The following is a 17,675-nucleotide window of genomic DNA, read 5'->3' on the forward strand; positions in this document are numbered from 1 at the left end:
GCGATGAGTATGGTTCAGCAGGCTATCGAGGTCAGCGCGCCCGTCCACACGGTGTACGAGCAGCTCGCGGCGTTCGAGAACTATCCGCGCTTCATGACCGGGGTCCGTCAGGTGACGTCCACCGGCGCCGATCAGACGCACTGGATCATGGACGTCGACGGGAAGCGGCGGGAGTTCGACGCGCAGATCATCGAGCGCTCGCCGGACGAACGGGTCTCCTGGTCGACCATGGAGGGCCCGCTGCTGGCCGAGACCCTCACCCTGCGGCCGATGGGTGAGACCAAGACCCAGATCGTCGCGCAGCTCGAGGCCGACATCGCCTTCCTGATGCCCAGCGACCGGCACGGCCAGGAGTCGCTGAACCGGCGGCTCAAGGCCGACCTGACCACGTTCAAGGGCCTGGTGGAGAGCGGCGTGCTGGGCGGTCGGCCGATCCCGCACGGCGCCAGCAGCAAGCCCCGGTCGGTGCTGTCCGAGATGATCGCCCGCGACCCGGCGTCGCCGGCCGCGGTCGCCGCGCGCATCCGCAACCGCCCCGCCGGCGCGTCGCCGAGCCCCGGCGCGGGCTGGGACACCGGCGCCGCCCAGATGGGCGGTCGCACCGGTGCCCGCGACGAATGGGGCAGCGGAATGATCAACGAGGAGGAGCGCGGCAGCTGAGCCGCGATCTGCTCAGGGGCCGGCCGCGAGGCCGGCCTTTTTCTGTGGTGTGACCAGGTCAGGCCGGCGCGCTCTCCAGCGTCACCACGAGCCGGGCCCCCCGGGGTACGGCCTGCTCGTACCGCACCGAGCCACCGTTCGCCTCGACCAGGTGCCGCACGATGAACAAGCCCAGCCCGGCACCCCGGATGAACCGGCCGAACAAGTTGGGCACCAGGTCCTCGGGGATCCCGGCGCCGCCGTCCTGCACGACCAGCACCACCAGGCCGCCGTCCTCCCGCCGGGCACGGATGTGGATCGGCGGCGCCCCGTGTCCGAGGGCGTTCTTCAGCAGGTTCTCCACCACGACCGTCAGGTGCCCACGGTCGGCCAGCGCGGTCAGCTCCTCGTCGATGGCGACCTCCACGTCGCCCCGGCCGGTGTGCGCCTCGCTGACCGCCTCGACCACCTCCAGCAGCGGCACCGGTGTGCGCCGCGCGGTGACCGCGCCGGTGTCCAGCCGGAACAGCAGCTGCAGATCGTTCATCATCTTGATCAGCCGGCGGGTGTTCTTGTCGATCTTCGTGGCCAGTTCGAGCCGGATGTCGTCGGGCAGGTCCGCCCAGTCCGCGCAGAGCAGTTCGGCGAGGCTGGCGATCGAGCTGATCGGCTGCGCCACGTCGTGGGTCAGCATCGAGGTCAGATCGTTCTTGAAGGCCAGCGCCGCGGCGAGCTGGGCGTTGCCGCGTTCGAGGTCGGCGGCGTGCTCGGTGAGGGCGTCCTCGGCCTGTTTGCGCTCGGCGATGTCGACGCAGGTGGCCACGTAGCCGCGAGGCGCCCCGGCAGCGTCCGGGATGGCCGCCATGGTGGCCAGCACCGGGACCTGCGTGCCGTCGGCGCGGGGGATGCTCCAGTCCTGCCCGGTTCCGGGCGGCGGCAGCGGAACCGAATCGGCGTGCCCGGTCAGCTCGCGCCACCGCCGGTTGACGTCTATCACCCGGTAGTTGGCGTCCAGCACCATGACTGCTTCGTTCATCGACTGCAGCAGGGTCTGCGCGAAGTCCTGCCGTTCCCGTAGCTCGGCGACGAGCTGCCGCTGCCGCAGGTCGGCACGGTCCAGCGTGCGCACCAGATAGGCGAGCAGCGCGAGCAGGGAGAGCGCGGCGAGGATCACCCCGGTGCTGACCGCGGCGGCGGGCCGGCTGATTCCGGTACCCACGGCGAACGCGCTCACCAGTGCGGCGATGATCGGGGTCGCGATCAGGGCGGGAGCCAGTCGCCGGACGGCAGCGCGCGGACCGGGGTCGTCGAGCGTGCGCAGTGGTCCCGCCTCGGGCCGGGCGAGGATGGCGCCCGCGGTGAGCAGCAGCAGCGTGCCGGCCAGGTGCAGCGACATCACGCTGTCCGGGCCGCGGCCGGGCGGGTACGGGTCGAACAGCCGGGGCACCAGGGCCACCAGCGCGATCATGGCGGCGCCGAGCAGCAGCGGGTCGGCGATCCGGAAGGAGACCTCGCCCGCCCGATGTGGCAGACGCAGGTCGAGGCCCGCAAGGGCCAGCCCGGTCAGCACCGCGGCGACCGCTCCGGCGGGGTGGTCGCGCAGGGCCGCGGCGGCGAGAGCGGCCGCGGTGAGGGCCAGCAGCGCGGCGGTGCCCGCACGGACCCGGGCGGCCCGCGCGCCGGCCACCGGCACGACCTGCACCAGCAGGGCGATCCCGGCCGGGACCAGCGCGGCCGCCGGGCCGGGGACTACCCCGCCCGACGGTACGCCGTCGTCAAGCGTGCGTGTGTCCAGGGCGCCGAGGACGGTGACTGTGACACCGGCGCACCCGGCGATCAGCCGGGACAGCCTGCCCACGCCATGCGCCGCGATATGCACATATACCCCCAAGACGTGAGGGAAAGAGCATAACGCCTGAGTAGGCGGTTACTTGCCGGCCCAGGTGAAGCCGTCCTCGAGGCGGACCTTGCTCGCGACGCGCGTGATGTCGGCGTGCAGCCGGTTGGCGTGGTGGCCGCAGAACGCCAGCTCGCCACCGCTGGTCAAGGTGACCTCCAGCTTGGCGGCCGCGCCGCAGCGATCGCAGCGTTCGGTCAGCTCGCCGACGATGTCGATCTCGGGCGACAGCAGGGCGGTCATAGCGCTCTCCTTGCTCGGTGGCGGTGCAGCGGTCCTGACAGCGAGAAATTCGGCCCGCCGCACGGTCGGTTTAGTAGTTCCGGTTGTGATCCGCCCGATCCGGATCGGTTGGCAACGTGACTGCTCCTCTGCTTTCCCGCCGACGGTCCCGGCATGCCCCGCAGTCGGGGCGAGATCGCCGAGAGGGGCCTGAACCGCCAACTGCCCAACGAGAGCCCTCGGCGACGGTTAGCGTGAGAGCGACCCCTGCCCGAGGAGGACCCATGTCCGAGGCGCCGGCTGCCGAGAGGCCGACAGTCCTGGTCGTCGACGACGAAGAGGACCTTCGCGACATCATGCGCCGCATGCTGGAACGGCGCGGGTACGCGACGCTGGCGGCCGGTGAACCCGGCGAGGCGATCCCGATCTGCCGGGACCACCCGGGCGAGATCAATGCGCTCATCACCGATCTGACGCTACCCGGGGTTTCCGGCGGCGACCTGGCGAAGACGGTTCGGGACATGCGCCCCGGCATCGGCGTCGTGTTCGTCTCCGGCCTGCCCAAGGACATCGCGGTCAGCAACGGCCAGATCGGCGAGGACGACGTCCTGGTGAAGAAGCCGTTCACCGCCGACGCGCTGCTCCAGGCACTCAAAGCCGCACTGGCCCCGAACGATTAGGCGACGGGCCAAGGCACGGTCAGCTCGCCGAGCCGCCAGCGGGCCGGGCCGTCGAGCACCACCCGGCCCTCGGCGCGCAGCCGGCGGACGGTGGCCAGCCATCGCTGCCGCGGGCCGAACGGGGTCGCCTCGGTCTCCCAGGCCCGGCCGAGCGCCCGCAGCAGCTCGTGCACCGGGTGGCCGGGCACGTTGTGATGGATCAGCGCCTTCGGCAGCCGCTCCGCGAAGATCGACGGATGCTCCAGCACGGGCAGCCGGGCCGACAAGGTCAGGGTCAGTGGCACACCGTTCTCGACGACCGCCCAGGCGGCGATCCGGCCCAGCTCGTCACAGGTGCCCTCGATCAGGGTCGCGCCGGTGGCGGTCATCGCCTGCCAGGCGGCCGCCACTTCCTCCTCGGGGTACTGGCGCAGCACGTTGAAGGCGCGCACCACCACGGGCGAGAGGCCGGCCAGCTCGAAACCGCCACGCCGGAACTCCAGCCACGGCGGGTCGGCGAACGGCTGGGCCTCGCTCACCCGTACCGGATCGATCTCCAGGCCGACCACCGCGATGTCCGGCCGGACCGTGGCCGCCAGACGGCCGCGAAGCTCGATCGCGGTGATCGGCGTCGCGCCGTAGCCCAGGTCGACGACCATCGGCTGCGCCGCCTTTTTAAGATCAATTTCGCATCTGTACGCGAGGAAGCGGTCGACCCGTCGCAGCCGGTTGGGGTTCGTCGTCCCCCGGGTGATCGCGCCGACCGGCTTCATCATGTCCCTACTTCTCCCGGTGCACCTTGTGCTGCGCGGCCTGCGCGATCGGCCGGATCACCAGCCGGTCGATGTTCACGTGGTGCGGCCGGGTCGCGGCGAACGCGATGACGTCCGCGATGTCGTCGGCGACCAGCGGCTCCTTGACCCCGTCGTAGATCGCGTCGGCCCGCTCCCGGTCGCCGCCGAAGCGGTTGAGCGAGAACTCGTCGGTGCGCACCATCCCCGGGTCGATCTCGATCACCCGGACCGGCTTGCCGGACAACTCCAGCCGCAGTGTCCCGACCAGGGCGGTCTGGGCGTGCTTGGCCGCCGTGTACCCGCCGCCGCCCTCGTAGACGGTGAACGCCGCAGTCGAGCCGACCGTCACGATCGTGCCGTTCCCACTGGCCTCCAACGCCGGCAGCAGGGCCTTGGTGACCCGGAGCGTGCCGAGCACGTTCACGTCGTACATCCACTGCCAGTCGTCGACCGGCGCGGTGGCGACCGGGTCCAGGCCGCGGGCGCCGCCCGCGTTGTTCACCAGCAGGGTGACCGGGCCACCCAGACCGGTCACCAGCTCGGCGAGACCGGCCACCGCGTCGTCCGAGGTCACGTCGCACTCGGCCGCGGTGGCCGCCGGGCCGATCTCCTTGACCAGCTCCGCCAGCCGGTCGGCGCGCCGGGCCACGGCGACCACGTGGAATCCTTCGGCTGCCAGTCTCCGTGCGGTCGCGGCGCCGATCCCGCTGGAGGCGCCGGTGACCACTGCGATGTTCTGCATGACCCGATCCTCTCGCATCGGCGCGGCAACGCCGGTGATGACCTGGATCACCCTCGGGCCGCTGCATGGTGGTTCGAGGCACGCCGATGGGGAAGATGAACGTTGGCGCAACAAGTTTTCATCGGTGACGCCTCATCGGTGACGTCGAATTCGAGGGGGTACACGTGACTCCGCGGCGCATCGCCACCCTCTCGGTGCACACGTCTCCGCTGGAGCAGCCGGGCACCGGCGACGCGGGCGGCATGAACGTCTACATCGTCGAGGTCGCCAAGCGGCTCGCCGCCCGCGGGGTCGAGGTGGAGATCTTCACCCGGGCCACTGCCAGCGGGTTGCCACCGTTCGCCGAGATGCACCCCGGTGTGTACGTCCGGCACGTCACTGCGGGCCCGTTCGAAGGCCTGGCGAAGGAGGAGCTGCCCTCGCAGCTGTGCGCCTTCGCCAACGGCGTGCTGCGGGCCGAGGCAGCGCACCCGCCCGGCCACTACGACCTGATCCACTCGCACTACTGGCTCTCCGGGCAGGTCGGCTGGCTGGCCCGGGAGCGCTGGGGCGTCCCGCACGTGCACACCGCGCACACCCTCGCCAAGGTCAAGAACCGGTTCATCGCGGCCGGCGACCGGCCCGAACCGAAGGCCCGGCTGATCGGCGAGGAACAGGTGTTCGCGGAGTCCGACCGGCTGGTCGCCAACACCCGCTTCGAGGCGCAGGACCTGATCACCCACTACGACGCCGACCCGGCCAAGGTCAGCGTGGTGCTGCCCGGCGTCGACCTGGAACGGTTCCGGCCGGGTGCCGCCGACCGGGCCCGGTTCGGCCTGCCCGAGCGCGGCAAGGTGGTGGCCTTCGTCGGCCGCATCCAGCCGCTCAAGGCGCCGGACGTGCTGATCTCCGCGGTCGCCGAGATGCGTGCCCGGGGCGATTCCGACGTCACCCTGGTGATCTGCGGCGGCCCCAGCGGCAGCGGACTGGACCGGCCCACCGCGCTCATCGAACTGGCGGCCTCGCTCGGCGTCAGCGACTCGGTGGTGTTCCTGTCGCCGCAGACCGGGGCCGGCCTGGCCGCCCTGTACCGCGCCGCGGACCTGGTCGCGGTGCCGTCCTACAACGAGTCGTTCGGGTTGGTCGCCCTGGAGGCGCAGGCCTGCGGCACCCCGGTGGTGGCGGCCGCCGTCGGTGGCCTGGTCACCGCGGTCCGCGACGGCATCAGCGGCGTCCTGGTCGACGGCCACGACCCGGCCGAGTGGGCGCGGGTGCTGGAACGGCTCCTCGACGCGCCCCGATACCGCCGCCGGCTGGCCGCCGGCGCGGTGGCGCACGCCTCGCAGTTCTCCTGGGACCGCACTGCGGACGGGCTGCTGGAGGTCTACCGTGACGCGGTGGACGAACACCGGGCGCTGATCAGGGCGCGGCTCGAAGGGGCGACGTTCGCATGGTGACCGAGTTGATCGAGCGGGTGCTGACCGAGCGCGAGCTGGAGTGGGAGTCCACTGCGGATCGTGCGTACGTGGTGACCCTGCCCGGCACCCACAAACTGAAGACGGCCGTCAACCTCATCGTCGGCGAGCACGCGCTGCGGGTGGAGGCGTTCGTGATGCGCCGGCCCGACGAGCGCCACGAGGACCTCTGGGCCTGGATGCTGCGCCGCAACGCCCGGATGTACGGCGTCGCGTTCTCGATCGACACCGTCGGCGACGTCTATCTCACCGGCCGGGTCTCGCTGAAGGGCCTCGACGAGGACGAGTTGGACCGGCTGCTCGGATCGGTGCTGACGTACGCCGACGAGTCGTTCGACACGATGCTGGAGATCGGCTTCGGCACGTCGATCCGCCGGGAGTGGGAGTGGCGGGTCAAGCGCGGCGAGTCCCTGGCCAACCTCCAGGCCTTCAAACACCTGGCTAGCGACGATAAGACCGGGTGACGCTGTAACGCACGTTGCCCGCCAGGTCGTACGCCCGCACCCGGATCTTGAACTTCTTGCCGTATCTCTTCGGGTCGACCGTGAAGCGGTACGCGGCTGTGGTGTCGGTGGCCACCACCTTGCCGTTGACGATCAGCTGCACCTTGGCGACGCCGTACGGATCGGTGGCCTTCGCGGTCACCGTGAACCTCTTGGTGACCTTCGCCTTGTTCCGCGGCGCCCTGCTGATCGACACCGCGGGCGCGTGGTTGTCGAAGGTCAGCGTCCGCCGGACGACGGTGACGTTGCCGGCCGCGTCGGCGGCGTGCCAGCCGACGGGGTAACGACCGTCCCGGAACACCCGGGTGTCGAACTGGACCGAGCGGCCCGGCCCGTGGAACTCGTGGCCCGGGATCGTGGCGAAGAACCGGCTCAGCGGCGTGGCGTCGCGATAACCGGTCAGCGAGAGCGTGAGGACGCCGCGGGCCGTGCCGGCCGGCCTGCTGCCGGCCGCGATCACCGGACGATCATTGTCGATCGTGACCGCCCGGGTCAGCTCCGTCGCGTTGCCCGCCTGGTCCAGCACCCGGACCGTCATCCGGGCCGGCCCGTTGGGGAGCCGGGTGTTCCAGCGCATGTCGAAGCTGCCGTGGGTCAGGTTCCGTGCGTCCACCACCGCGCCGTTGGCCAGCAACTCCACGTCGGTGACGGCCAGATCGTCCCGGGCGTCGACGGCGAGCACGCCGCCCTGACCGAGATAGCCGGTGCTGCCGGGGAAGCGCAAGGTAACGCCGGTCGGGGCCTGCTTGTCCACTGTGCGCAGGTCTTCCCACGTCTCCGTGTTGCCCAGCACGTCGGCAGTCTCGGCCCGCAGGCGCACCACGTTCGCGTACGGCCGGGTGTCCCAGTCGACGCTCCACGGCGCGGCGGTGTCGGTGCCGACGAGCTTGCCGTCGGCGAAGAGCGAGACCGAGGCCATGTCGGAGAGGTCGTCACCACCGCGCGGCACGAAACTGACCGGGACCACACCGTTCAGCACCCAGTGCCCGCGGGGTGTCTGGATGGCGACCCGGGGCCCCTGGCTGTCGTCTGCAGACGCCGGCGTTGCCGCAGCCAGCGAGACGGCCACGACTGCTGAGGTGAAAAGCCCGATGTGCCGGATTGCGAGTGCCAAGAAATCCCCCAAGATCGCTGCGACGGGAGTCTATCTGATGGAGAACTGCGACCAGGAAATGAACTCCGTGTGAACCGGTGCCCGTCGGGTAATTCTGGGGGTCGTATTTCTTCTGAGTCGGGAACCCCGGACGAGTGATTGGCGGATCAGCCGATCGGTTGGTTGTCGGTGAATGTGACGGTCGAGACAGATGTCGACACGGAATCGGGTTGTGGGGCTTGACTGCCCCAACTAGCGTGGTCGATGGACGCCGAGCCGTTAGTTCGGGGAACGGGTCGACCGGCAACGGTCGCCGCGGATCGGCGTTTGGGGACGGGTGGCATGAGCCGTTGGGGGACGGCGCGACCCGAGACCGGCGGTTAGTGCGGGCGGTGCCTATGGGGATGGGCGCCGTCCGCCGCCGCCGGCGCTTTTGTTTGCGGCCCCGTTGTGTTGCTTAGCGCTTTCGATCAAACGATGTGCGCATTCCGCGCGGATGTTCGCGCGACGCGTGCGCGATTCGACGCTGCCCTGTGAAGAGGGCTCCTTGCGCCCGGGTCGCAGCGCTACGTCAGGCGGGCCCTCACGGTACGGGCGCCTTCGCCGTTCGGCGTTCCCCGGCCCGGCGCTGCTGCTCCGCTCGCCGAGCTCGTGCCGGCCCGGCCAGCAACTGGCCCACCGCGGACAGGGCGCACAGCACGAAGCAGCCCACCCAGAGCTCCGCGTCGCCACCCTTCTGCAGGATCAGGCCGCCGAGAACCGGCGCCACCGCCGACCCGATCGACCAGGTGAGCGAGTTCAGGCCCTGATACCGCCCGCGCAGCGCGGGCGGGGACAGCGCCGCGACGGTGGCCGCGTTGCTGGGTGACTGGAGCATCTCGCCGAGCGTCCAGATGATCACGGCGATCGCGTACATCCAGGCTGCCTCGGCGACCGCGAACAGCCCGAACCCCACCCCGATGATCAGCGCCGCGAGCGCCAGGACCCGGGCGCTGTCGCGGCCCGCGATGAGCTTGGGCACGAAGAGCTGACCGAGCACGATCAGGACGCCGTTGACCGCGATCACCACGCCGTACGTCGCCGCCGAGAAACCGTCGGCCAGCATGGCGATCGGCAAGGTCGAGGCGTGCTGCAGGATCACCAGCACCGACGCGAGGCTGAGCAGCAGGTAGACCAGGAACACCCGGTCCTTCAGCGCGGCGCCCATGCCGGGCGCCGCGACGTCCTCGGCGGCCGGGCGCACCCGCGCGGGACGGGTCTCGGCCAGGAAGACGGCGGTGATGACGGCGGTGACCAGGGTGGTGCCCGCGTCGACCGCGAACAGCAGGAAGTAGTCGAACTGCGCGGCGAACCCGGCCGCGACCGCGGCGAGCGCGAACCCCAGGTTGACGGCCCAGTAGTTCAGCGAGAACGCCCGGACCCGGTCGTGGTCCGGGACGATGTCGACCATCATCGCCGAGAAGGCCGGCCGGACCGCCTCGGCGAACAGGCCGAGCACCAGCGTGGTCACCGCGATCTGCGCGTACGTGTGGGCGAATCCCAGCGCCAGCATCAGGGCGGCCGCGCCGAACTGGGCGGTCAGCATGGTCGGCCGCCGCCCCCATCGGTCGGCCAGCACGCCGCCGGACATCGTGCCGATCGCGCCGCCCACCCCGTACAGCCCGAGGATGATGCCCGCCTGGCTCTGCGTGAAATGCCGGTCGCCGGTCAGGTAGATGCTCAGGAACAGCACCACGAACGAGCCGAGGCGGTTGATCAGGGTGCCGGTCCAGAGGAACCAGAACTGCCTCGGCAGCCCACCCGTGGCTTGCCGCAGCCAACCCCGCACGACGCCTCCCCGGTAAGCCCCCATGGCGGTCAATATCCTTACATTCCGGTGTTCGGCGCAACCGGGTTTCGCTGTGGCGGCGGCCACGTGCCGGGTGGCCGCACGCGTCACCCGGTCACGGGGGAAGATGTGGTCATGACTGGAACCCTGGTGCTGCTGCGGCACGGCAACAGCGAGTGGAACGCCAAGAACCTCTTCACCGGCTGGGTCGACGTGGACCTGGACGCCAAGGGTGAGGACGAGGCCCGGCGCGGCGGCGAACTTCTCAAGGAGCAGGGGGTGCTGCCCGACGTGGTGCACACCAGCCTGCTGCGCCGCGCGATCCGGACCAGCGAGATCGCCCTGCACATCACCGACCGCCACTGGATCCCGGTGAAGCGTTCCTGGCGGCTCAACGAGCGCCACTACGGCGCCCTGCAGGGCAAGGACAAGAAGCAGACCCTGGAGGCGTACGGCGAGGAGCAGTTCATGCTCTGGCGCCGGTCGTACGACGTGCCCCCGCCCCCGATCGAGGACGGCGCCGAGTTCTCCCAGGCCGGCGACGCGCGGTACGCGGCTCTCCCGCCGGAGATCCTGCCCAAGGCGGAGTGCCTGAAGGACGTGCTGGTCCGGGCGCTGCCCTACTGGTACGACGCGATCGTGCCGGACCTGCGCGCCGGCAAGACCGTGCTGGTCGCCGCGCACGGCAACTCGCTGCGCGCCATCGTCAAGCACCTCGACCAGGTCTCCGACGAGGCGATCGCCAAGCTGAACATCCCGACCGGCATCCCGCTGCGGTACGACCTGGACGACAACCTGCGCCCGGTCAACAAGGGCGGCACCTACCTCGACCCGCAGGCTGCCAAGGAGGCCGCCGCCGCGGTCGCCAACCAGGGCCGCTGACCCCACCCCGTGTGTGAAGTTCGGCCCACATGGCGACCCGAACTTCACACGCGGGACGGGCCGCACCGAGGACGACGAAGGCCGGGATGCCCCCGTGGCATCCCGGCCTTCCGCATCCTCAGGCGTCGGCCCGGGACCTCCGTCAGTCCTCGGCGGTGGCCACCGGGTTCGCCGGCTGCCCGGTGATCAGGTAGATCAGGTGCTCACCGATGTTCACGGCGTGATCCGCGTACCGCTCGTAGAACCGGCCGAGCAGAGCGCCGTCGATGGCGGTCTCCGCCCCGTACGGCCAGTCGTCGTCCAGCATGATCTTGAAGAGGTGACGCTCGAGGTCGTCGATCGCGTCGTCTTCCTTCTCCAGCTGCGCGGCGACCGCGGCGTCCGGGTTCTGCAGCAGCCCGGTGATCTTCTCCGCCATCCGGTCCGCCACCTCCGCCATCTGCTTGAAGGTGGGACGCAGCTCGGCCGGGACGGCCGGCGACGGGTGCCGGCGCGCGGCGGTCTTCGCCACATGCTCGGCGAGGTCGCCCATCCGCTCCAGGTCCGCCGAGATGTGCAGTGCGGTGATCACCCGGCGCAGGTCACCAGCGACCGGCGCCTGCCGGGCGATCGTGTCCGCCACCTTCCCCTCGACCAAACCGTAGATCTTGTCGACCTCGACGTCGCGCTCCATCACCGCTTCGGCGGCCTTGAGGTCCGCAGTCAGCAGCGCGGTCGTCGCCTTGCGGAGCGCGGCGCGAACCGACTCCGCCATGGTCACCAACAGGCGGCTCACCTCGACGAGGTCGGCCTGGTACTCCTCGCGCATGTTCTGGTCCCGGTGCTCAGGGCCGGCCCGATCCGCGGGCGCCGGCCGGTGTGGTGCCCACGCTAGGTCGAGACGGCGGCGTGAACATGAACAGTGGTGAACGACGCCGGGCGCAGTGGTGAACATTATTCGACGCGCGCCGGTTTTGCACCATTAGCCCTGTAGCTCAGGTAAACAATGACCCTACGATCGCAGCGTGGAGTGGGAATTCGCCGTCGGCCTAGCCGTTACCGCGCTCGCCGTCGGTGTCGCAGCGGGGCTGACCCTGGCCCGGGTCCGCCGGCCGGGCGAAACAGCCCAGCCGGGACCGCGGGAGGGGAGCGCCACCATCGAACCGGACGACGATCGCCCGGCAGGCAAACACGGCCTGAAAGGGCTCGGCCGAAAGAGCCTCGACTCGCTACGCGTCGGCGTGGTCGTCCTCGACTCGGAGGACTCCCCCGTTCTCGTCAACCCGGCAGCCCGTGCCATGGGCCTGCTCCGCTCCGGCGGCGCGCCCGGCACCATCGCCGCACACCCCATCCTGCGCACCCTGGCCGGCCAGGTCCGGCGCACCGGCGTACGCCGCGAGGTCGAACTCGACCTGCCGCGCGGCCGCGCCGGCGGGGCCCAGGCCCCGCTCGGCCTGCACCTGCGCGCCGTCGCCCTGAACGCCACCCACGTCGCCGTCGAAGCCGCCGACGTGACCGAGTCGCACCGGCTCGCCCGGGTCCGCCGGGACTTCGTCGCCAACGTCAGCCACGAGCTGAAAACCCCGATCGGGGCGCTCCAGCTCCTGGCCGAGGCGCTGCTCGACGCCACCCAGCTGCCCGAATCGGAGATCGAGTCGCAGTCCGAGGACCTCCTCGCCGCCCGTCGCTTCGCCGAACGCATCCACCACGAGTCCGCCCGGATGGGCCGGCTCGTCAACGAACTCCTAGAACTCAGCCGCCTCCAGGGTGCCGAACCGTTGCCCGACCCCGAACCGGTCCCCATCGACTGGGTCATCGCCGAGGTCATCGACCGGACCCGGACCACCGCCTCGGCCAAGAACATCGAAATCGTGTACGAAGGGCCCAAGGGCTCCACCGCCTACGGCAGCGACAGCCAGATCGCCACCGCAGTCACCAACCTCGTCGAGAACGCCATCGCCTACTCCGGCAACGACACGAAGGTGTCGCTCACCATGCGGCACAACGAGGACTGGATCGAGATAGACGTCACCGACCAGGGCATCGGCATCTCGCCACAGGACGTCGACCGCATCTTCGAACGGTTCTACCGAGCAGATCAGGCCCGGTCCCGCTCCACCGGCGGAACAGGACTCGGCCTGGCCATCGTCAAACACATCGCCACCAACCACGGGGGCCGTGTCGACGTGACCAGTTCACTCGGCGACGGCTCTACGTTCACCCTGCGCCTACCGGCGCGTCCCCCGGAATCCCCCTCGCCGTCACCGACGGCGATTGAGATCGAGTCCGGTGTGGCCGGGCGCTGACCCGGTCACCGACGACGGAAGGAACTTCATTGGCACGCGTGCTCGTGGTCGAGGACGAGGAGTCGTTCTCCGACGCCCTGTCGTACATGCTGCGTAAAGAAGGATTCGAGGTCTCGGTCGCCGCGACCGGAACCTCCGCGCTCACGCAGTTCGACCGGACCGGTGCCGACATCGTCCTGCTCGACCTCATGCTGCCGGAGATGTCCGGCACCGAGGTGTGCCGCCAGTTGAGGCAGCGCTCCGCAGTTCCGATCATCATGGTCACCGCCCGGGACAGCGAGATCGACAAGGTGGTCGGTCTCGAGATCGGTGCTGACGACTATGTGACCAAGCCCTATTCGCCGCGTGAACTGGTGGCCCGGATCCGTGCGGTGCTGCGCCGCCAAGGTGCCGAGGCCGCGGAGGTGACCACCCCGACGCTGGCTGCCGGGCCGGTCCGGATGGATGTCGAACGGCATGTCGTGACTGTGGACGGGGCGGGGGTGCAGTTGCCGCTCAAGGAGTTCGAGCTGCTGGAGTTGCTGCTGCGGAACGCCGGCCGGGTCCTGACCCGGGGGCAGCTGATCGACCGGGTGTGGGGTGCGGATTATGTGGGCGACACCAAGACCCTGGACGTCCATGTGAAGCGGCTGCGGTCGAAGGTGGAGCCGGAGCCTTCTGCGCCTCGGTACATCGTCACGGTGCGGGGGTTGGGCTACAAGTTCGAGCCGTGATCGGGGCGGGCGCGGTTGCCCGGGGTCTTTCCTCGGCGGGGACGAGCAAAAGACCTCGGGGGTACGGCCGCGCGCCATGCGCCCCGGGCACGCGGCGCGTCATGCGCCATGCGCCGCGCGTCGTGCTTCCCGGGCAACGCGCCACGCGGCCACGCGCCCCGCACGCCGCGCGCTGGCACGGCTGCGCACCTCGCGCTGGCATGGCCATGCGCCGCCGCAGCAAATCCGCGGGGCACCTTCGCGGCGGATCTGCGTGCGGTGGGGGCCGCCTGCGGCGGGCTTTGCCTCCGGCGGGGGAGCCCCCACCATCAGGATGGGGACGCCATCCCGGCGCCCGTCGACCCAGGCGGAGCCGAGCAAGTTGTCGCCGGGGTGCCGGCTCGGGGTCAGGTTTGGCGGGGAGTGGCTGGTTCGCGGCCGCCGCGGCGGCGGGGCTGGGCGCTCTGGTTGGCCTGGGTGGTGGCGGGGTGGATGGCGATCAGGCCGGAGCTGATGCGGGCCGTGCAGAGTTCGGTGAGCTTGCTGTATGCGGCCTCGCCGATCAGCTCGGCCAGTTCCGGGCCGTAGGAGATGTACATCGGCTCGGTGCCTACGTGGGCTTCCGGGGACGAGGTGCACCACCAGGCCAGGTCGTGGCCGCCGGGGCCCCAGCCGCGGCGGTCGAATTCGGTCAGGGTGGATTGCAGGAGCTTCGTGCCGTCGGCGCGGGTGATCCAGTCTTGTTCGCGGCGGACCGGTAGCTGCCAGCAGACGTCCGGCTTGTACTTCAGCGGGTGTACGCCGTCGCGCAGGGCCTGGGCGTGCAGGGCGCAGCCGCCGCCGGCGGGGAAGTCGGCGTCGTTGAGGAAGACGCAGGGGCCGTCACCGGTTCGAGTGGCGGTACGCCGTGCGGGTTTCGACCCGTCGACGGTGTCCACCTCCGTGTAGTTCTTGAAGCCTCGCCGGTGGTGCTGCCACGTCTCCGGGGTGAGCCGGGCAGCGGCCGCTTTGATCCGGTTCTCGTCGTCGGCGTCGGTGAAGAAGGCGCCGTGTGAGCAGCAGCCGTCCTGGGCGCGGCCGCGCAGGATGCCGTGGCAGGCTGAGCCGAAGACGCAGGTCCAGCGGGAGAGCAGCCAGGTCAGGTCGGCGCGGACGAGGTGCTGGTCATCGGCCGGGTCGAGGAACTCGATCCATTCGCGAGGGAAGTCGAGCGGTACTTCCCGGGGCGGCTGCGTGCGGCTCATCCGCGACAGCGTACGCCCATCCGTGGCTCATGACCGTTTAGCGCTGATATATCCGGGCGTGCCGGGCGCGGCTACGCTTGAGGCGTGAGTTCCCGCGTTCCCGTGCTTCTCTCCAGCTCCTCGGTCTTCCCGGAGCCGACGGCGGCCGCGTTCGAGATGGCGGCGACGGTCGGCTACGACGGTCTCGAGGTCATGGTCTGGACCGACGCCGTCAGTCAGGACGCCGGCGCCCTGAAAGGGCTGTCCGAGCATTACGACGTGCCGGTGCTGTCGGTCCACGCGCCCTGTCTGCTGGTGACCCAGCGGGTGTGGAGTTCGGATCCGTGGGAGCGGCTGAGCCGGGCCGCCCAGCTCGCCGAGTCGCTGGGCGCGCCGACGGTCGTGGTGCACCCGCCGTTCACCTGGCAGCGTGACTACGCGCGCAACTTCGCCGAGGGCCTGGCCAAGGTGCAGGACCGGCATCCGGGCCTGCGGTTCGCGGTGGAGAACATGTTCCCGGTGAAGATGGCCGGGCGCTGGTTCGTGCCGTACACGCCGGGCTGGGATCCCACCGAGACCGGCTTCGACGCGTACACGCTGGATCTGTCGCACTGTGCGGCCTCGCGCATCGACGCGCTGGAGATGGCCGACCGGATGGGTGCGGGTCTGCAGCACGTGCACCTGGGTGACGGCACCGGCGAGGGCCGGGACGAGCATCTCGTGCCGGGGCGCGGCAATCAGCCGTGCGCGGAGCTGTTGCAGTCGCTCGCCGGGCGCGGGTTCACCGGGTCGGTGGCCTTGGAGATCAACACCCGCAAGGCAGCCAGCCGTCCGGCACGCGAGGCCGACCTGCGCGAGGCCCTCGAGTTCGCCCGCCGTTATCTGGCCCCCGCCGAGACCGCGATCACCCAGGCATGACCCGCACCCTCAGATCATGAGACCGCGGGGGTACGACAAAACGCGTGCCGTCAAAGGCAGGCGTCACTACCCCCCCCGTAACCCGGTGTGACAGCGCCCCAAACGCGTTTCCCCATCGACCTACCGGGGCGAAACGCCGCCGAGCGCAGCGAGGCCATCAGACCCAGCGAGGCCATCAGACCCAGCGCGCTTCCGCGCGCGGTGCGCCGCCACGTGCGAGCGGGTGGCGCACCGCTCGGAGCAGAACCGCCGGCAGTTGTTGGACGACGTGTCGAGGTAGACGTTGCCGCAGCGCTCGTCGGCGCAGATGCCGAAGCGGGCGCTGCCGAACTCGCACAGCCACACCGAGAGGCCCCATGCGGCACCCGCCAGGTATTCGGCGCTGACGGACGCGCCACGGCTGGTCACGTGCATGTGCCAGTCGCTCGCGTCGTGCCCGGAGATGCGTGGCTGCACCGGGTGGGCCTCGAGCAGCGTGTTGAGTTCCTGCACCGCCTCGGCGTCGCGCCCGGAGGTGCCGTACTCGAAGACTTCGCGCAGGCGCCGCTGGGCGCGGCGGAACACGGCGAGGTCTTTCTCGCCGACCTCGTCCCGCATCCAGGCCTGCTCACCGGAGAACAGGGCTCGCAACCCGGCGAGGTCGTCCAGGCCGGCGTTGACGAGGTCGACCGCCGTCCGGGCGTACGCATCGAAGTTCACCCGACAACGGTAGCCGCACCTGGCCCGAACGGGCACATACGCAGTGCCCGGGACGTGCGAACGGGGGTCGCGCCGCAGGCTCGCGGGCGGGGCCAGCGGTTACGCTCGGCGCATGTTCCGTTCCCTGTTTCTCGCCGCGGCCGGATCTGCCCAACTCCAGCGGATGGTCGAGTCCGTGCCCGCGACCAGGATAGTTGGGCGTTTCGTCGCCGGTCGCAGTGTTGACGAGGCGCTGCGGGTGAGCCGGGAGCTGGCGGACGACGGGCTGACTGTGAGCCTGCACCACCTTCGGGCCGACACCCGAACGGGGGACCAGGCGGTGGCTACCCGCGACGAGTACGTCGCCGCCCTCCGGCGGCTGCGGGACGGCGGTCTGACGCCGGCGGTCGAGGTGAGCGTGAAGCTTTCGGCGCTGGGGCAGCAGATCGACGAGAAACTGGCGTACGAGCATGCGCGCGCGATCTGTGCGGCCGCCGACGAGGCCGGCACCGCCGTGACGCTGGACGCCGAGGATCACACCACGACCGATGCGACGCTGGAGACGCTGCTGGAGTTGCGGCGTGACTTCCCGTCGACGGGCGCGGCGTTGCAGGCCCATCTGCGGCGCACCGAGGGGGACTGCCGGGAGCTGGCGACGGCCGGGTCGCGGGTGCGGCTCTGCAAGGGGGCGTACGCGGAGCCCGAGTCGGTGGCGTTCCAGTCCGCGCTGGACGTCGACAAGTCGTACGTCCGCTGCCTGAACATCCTGATGTCAGGGGAGGGCTATCCGATGGTGGCCACCCACGACCCGCGGCTGATCGCGATCGCCGAGGACCGGGCCCGCTGGTTCGACCGCTCCACCGGTGACTACGAGTTCCAGGTGCTGTACGGCGTCCGCCCCCAGGAGCAGGCCCGGCTGGCGGCCGGCGGGCACACCGTGCGGGTCTACCTGCCGTACGGCGAGCAGTGGTACGGCTATCTGATGCGCCGCCTCGCCGACCGCCCGGCCACCGTGGCGGTGCTCGCGCGGGCCGTCACCTCAAAGAAGTAACTCAATCGGGCGATAACCGTCCGAAAGCGGCGTGTCTACCTTGACTTTTTGTGGGCATTTCACGGAACGTATCGCGTTGGTCACAGCTGTATCGATACCGTTCTGATGACACGCA

The 17,675-nt window shown here is 70.5% G+C and carries 18 protein-coding genes; 9 read left to right on the top strand and 9 right to left on the bottom strand.

The genetic code is table 11. The features are described from left to right. Nucleotides 1-3: 3 nt before the first annotated feature. On the top strand, nucleotides 4-660 hold the full coding sequence (locus tag AC0NH5_RS25405) for an SRPBCC family protein (protein WP_474408294.1): 657 nt from the start codon (nucleotides 4-6) through the stop codon (nucleotides 658-660). Between the two features lie 58 nt (nucleotides 661-718). On the opposite strand, the gene AC0NH5_RS25410 is transcribed toward AC0NH5_RS25405, so the two are convergent. After that, the gene (locus tag AC0NH5_RS25410; RefSeq protein WP_474408296.1) at nucleotides 719-2,497 is read right to left on the bottom strand and encodes a sensor histidine kinase; all 1,779 of its coding nucleotides are present in this window, start codon (nucleotides 2,495-2,497) and stop codon (nucleotides 719-721) included. A gap of 69 nt (nucleotides 2,498-2,566) precedes the next feature. Continuing rightward, nucleotides 2,567-2,779, bottom strand: coding sequence for a DUF7455 domain-containing protein (locus AC0NH5_RS25415; protein ID WP_474408298.1), 213 nt, complete (start codon nucleotides 2,777-2,779; stop codon nucleotides 2,567-2,569). Between the two features lie 263 nt (nucleotides 2,780-3,042). Here AC0NH5_RS25415 and AC0NH5_RS25420 point away from each other — a divergent pair, with 263 nt between their 5' ends. Next, nucleotides 3,043-3,438 (top strand): response regulator, encoded by a 396-nt coding sequence (locus AC0NH5_RS25420; RefSeq protein ID WP_474408300.1) that lies wholly within the window; start codon nucleotides 3,043-3,045, stop codon nucleotides 3,436-3,438. Here AC0NH5_RS25420 and AC0NH5_RS25425 read toward each other — a convergent pair. Then, nucleotides 3,435-4,190, bottom strand: coding sequence for a class I SAM-dependent methyltransferase (locus tag AC0NH5_RS25425; RefSeq protein WP_474408476.1), 756 nt, complete (start codon nucleotides 4,188-4,190; stop codon nucleotides 3,435-3,437). The genes AC0NH5_RS25420 and AC0NH5_RS25425 overlap by 4 nt on opposite strands. Before the next feature lie 7 nt (nucleotides 4,191-4,197). After that, nucleotides 4,198-4,953 carry an SDR family oxidoreductase gene (locus tag AC0NH5_RS25430; protein ID WP_474408302.1) on the bottom strand — a complete coding sequence of 252 codons (756 nt, stop codon included), beginning with the start codon at nucleotides 4,951-4,953 and terminating at the stop codon, nucleotides 4,198-4,200. A 164-nt stretch (nucleotides 4,954-5,117) separates the two neighbouring features. Between AC0NH5_RS25430 and mshA the strand changes: the two genes are divergently transcribed. Next, complete coding sequence (gene mshA, locus AC0NH5_RS25435; protein WP_474408304.1) at nucleotides 5,118-6,389, top strand: D-inositol-3-phosphate glycosyltransferase; 1,272 nt, start codon at nucleotides 5,118-5,120, stop codon at nucleotides 6,387-6,389. Further along, on the top strand, nucleotides 6,383-6,871 hold the full coding sequence (locus AC0NH5_RS25440; RefSeq protein ID WP_474408306.1) for a type III secretion system chaperone family protein: 489 nt from the start codon (nucleotides 6,383-6,385) through the stop codon (nucleotides 6,869-6,871). Before mshA ends, AC0NH5_RS25440 begins: the two co-directional genes overlap by 7 nt. Here the strand turns inward: AC0NH5_RS25440 and AC0NH5_RS25445 are convergent. Continuing rightward, a complete protein-coding gene (locus AC0NH5_RS25445; protein ID WP_474408308.1) occupies nucleotides 6,849-8,024 on the bottom strand; it encodes an Ig-like domain-containing protein in 1,176 nt (391 codons plus the stop codon). The genes AC0NH5_RS25440 and AC0NH5_RS25445 overlap by 23 nt on opposite strands. A 562-nt stretch (nucleotides 8,025-8,586) precedes the next feature. Then, nucleotides 8,587-9,831 carry an MDR family MFS transporter gene (locus AC0NH5_RS25450; RefSeq protein WP_474408310.1) on the bottom strand — a complete coding sequence of 415 codons (1,245 nt, stop codon included), beginning with the start codon at nucleotides 9,829-9,831 and terminating at the stop codon, nucleotides 8,587-8,589. 135 nt (nucleotides 9,832-9,966) lie between these two features. On the opposite strand from AC0NH5_RS25450, the gene AC0NH5_RS25455 reads away from it, so the two are divergent. Next, a complete protein-coding gene (locus tag AC0NH5_RS25455) occupies nucleotides 9,967-10,713 on the top strand; it encodes a phosphoglyceromutase (RefSeq protein WP_474408312.1) in 747 nt (248 codons plus the stop codon). A 142-nt stretch (nucleotides 10,714-10,855) separates the two neighbouring features. Here the strand turns inward: AC0NH5_RS25455 and phoU are convergent, their stop codons facing one another. After that, nucleotides 10,856-11,521, bottom strand: a complete 666-nt coding sequence (gene phoU, locus AC0NH5_RS25460) for a phosphate signaling complex protein PhoU (protein ID WP_474408314.1) — start codon at nucleotides 11,519-11,521, stop codon at nucleotides 10,856-10,858. Nucleotides 11,522-11,717: 196 nt separating this feature from the next. On the opposite strand from phoU, the gene AC0NH5_RS25465 reads away from it, so the two are divergent. Both AC0NH5_RS25465 and AC0NH5_RS25470 read left to right on the top strand, forming a co-directional pair. Beyond that, nucleotides 11,718-12,998 carry a sensor histidine kinase gene (locus AC0NH5_RS25465; RefSeq protein WP_474408316.1) on the top strand — a complete coding sequence of 427 codons (1,281 nt, stop codon included), beginning with the start codon at nucleotides 11,718-11,720 and terminating at the stop codon, nucleotides 12,996-12,998. A 29-nt stretch (nucleotides 12,999-13,027) separates the two neighbouring features. Then, complete coding sequence (locus tag AC0NH5_RS25470) at nucleotides 13,028-13,711, top strand: response regulator transcription factor (protein ID WP_189199254.1); 684 nt, start codon at nucleotides 13,028-13,030, stop codon at nucleotides 13,709-13,711. Between the two features lie 386 nt (nucleotides 13,712-14,097). Here AC0NH5_RS25470 and AC0NH5_RS25475 read toward each other — a convergent pair whose 3' ends face one another. Beyond that, nucleotides 14,098-14,934, bottom strand: coding sequence for a DUF3109 family protein (locus AC0NH5_RS25475; RefSeq protein ID WP_474408318.1), 837 nt, complete (start codon nucleotides 14,932-14,934; stop codon nucleotides 14,098-14,100). Between the two features lie 84 nt (nucleotides 14,935-15,018). Between AC0NH5_RS25475 and AC0NH5_RS25480 the strand changes: the two genes are divergently transcribed. Next, entirely contained in the window at nucleotides 15,019-15,831 is an 813-nt protein-coding gene (locus tag AC0NH5_RS25480) for a sugar phosphate isomerase/epimerase family protein (RefSeq protein ID WP_474408320.1), read from the top strand. Between the two features lie 120 nt (nucleotides 15,832-15,951). Here the strand turns inward: AC0NH5_RS25480 and AC0NH5_RS25485 are convergent, their stop codons facing one another. Further along, nucleotides 15,952-16,530, bottom strand: a complete 579-nt coding sequence (locus tag AC0NH5_RS25485) for a CGNR zinc finger domain-containing protein (RefSeq protein ID WP_474408322.1) — start codon at nucleotides 16,528-16,530, stop codon at nucleotides 15,952-15,954. A gap of 112 nt (nucleotides 16,531-16,642) precedes the next feature. Between AC0NH5_RS25485 and AC0NH5_RS25490 the strand changes: the two genes are divergently transcribed. After that, on the top strand, nucleotides 16,643-17,560 hold the full coding sequence (locus tag AC0NH5_RS25490; RefSeq protein ID WP_474408324.1) for a proline dehydrogenase family protein: 918 nt from the start codon (nucleotides 16,643-16,645) through the stop codon (nucleotides 17,558-17,560). Nucleotides 17,561-17,675: the final 115 nt, after the last annotated feature.

Source organism: Actinoplanes sp. 13 (genome assembly GCF_056134165.1).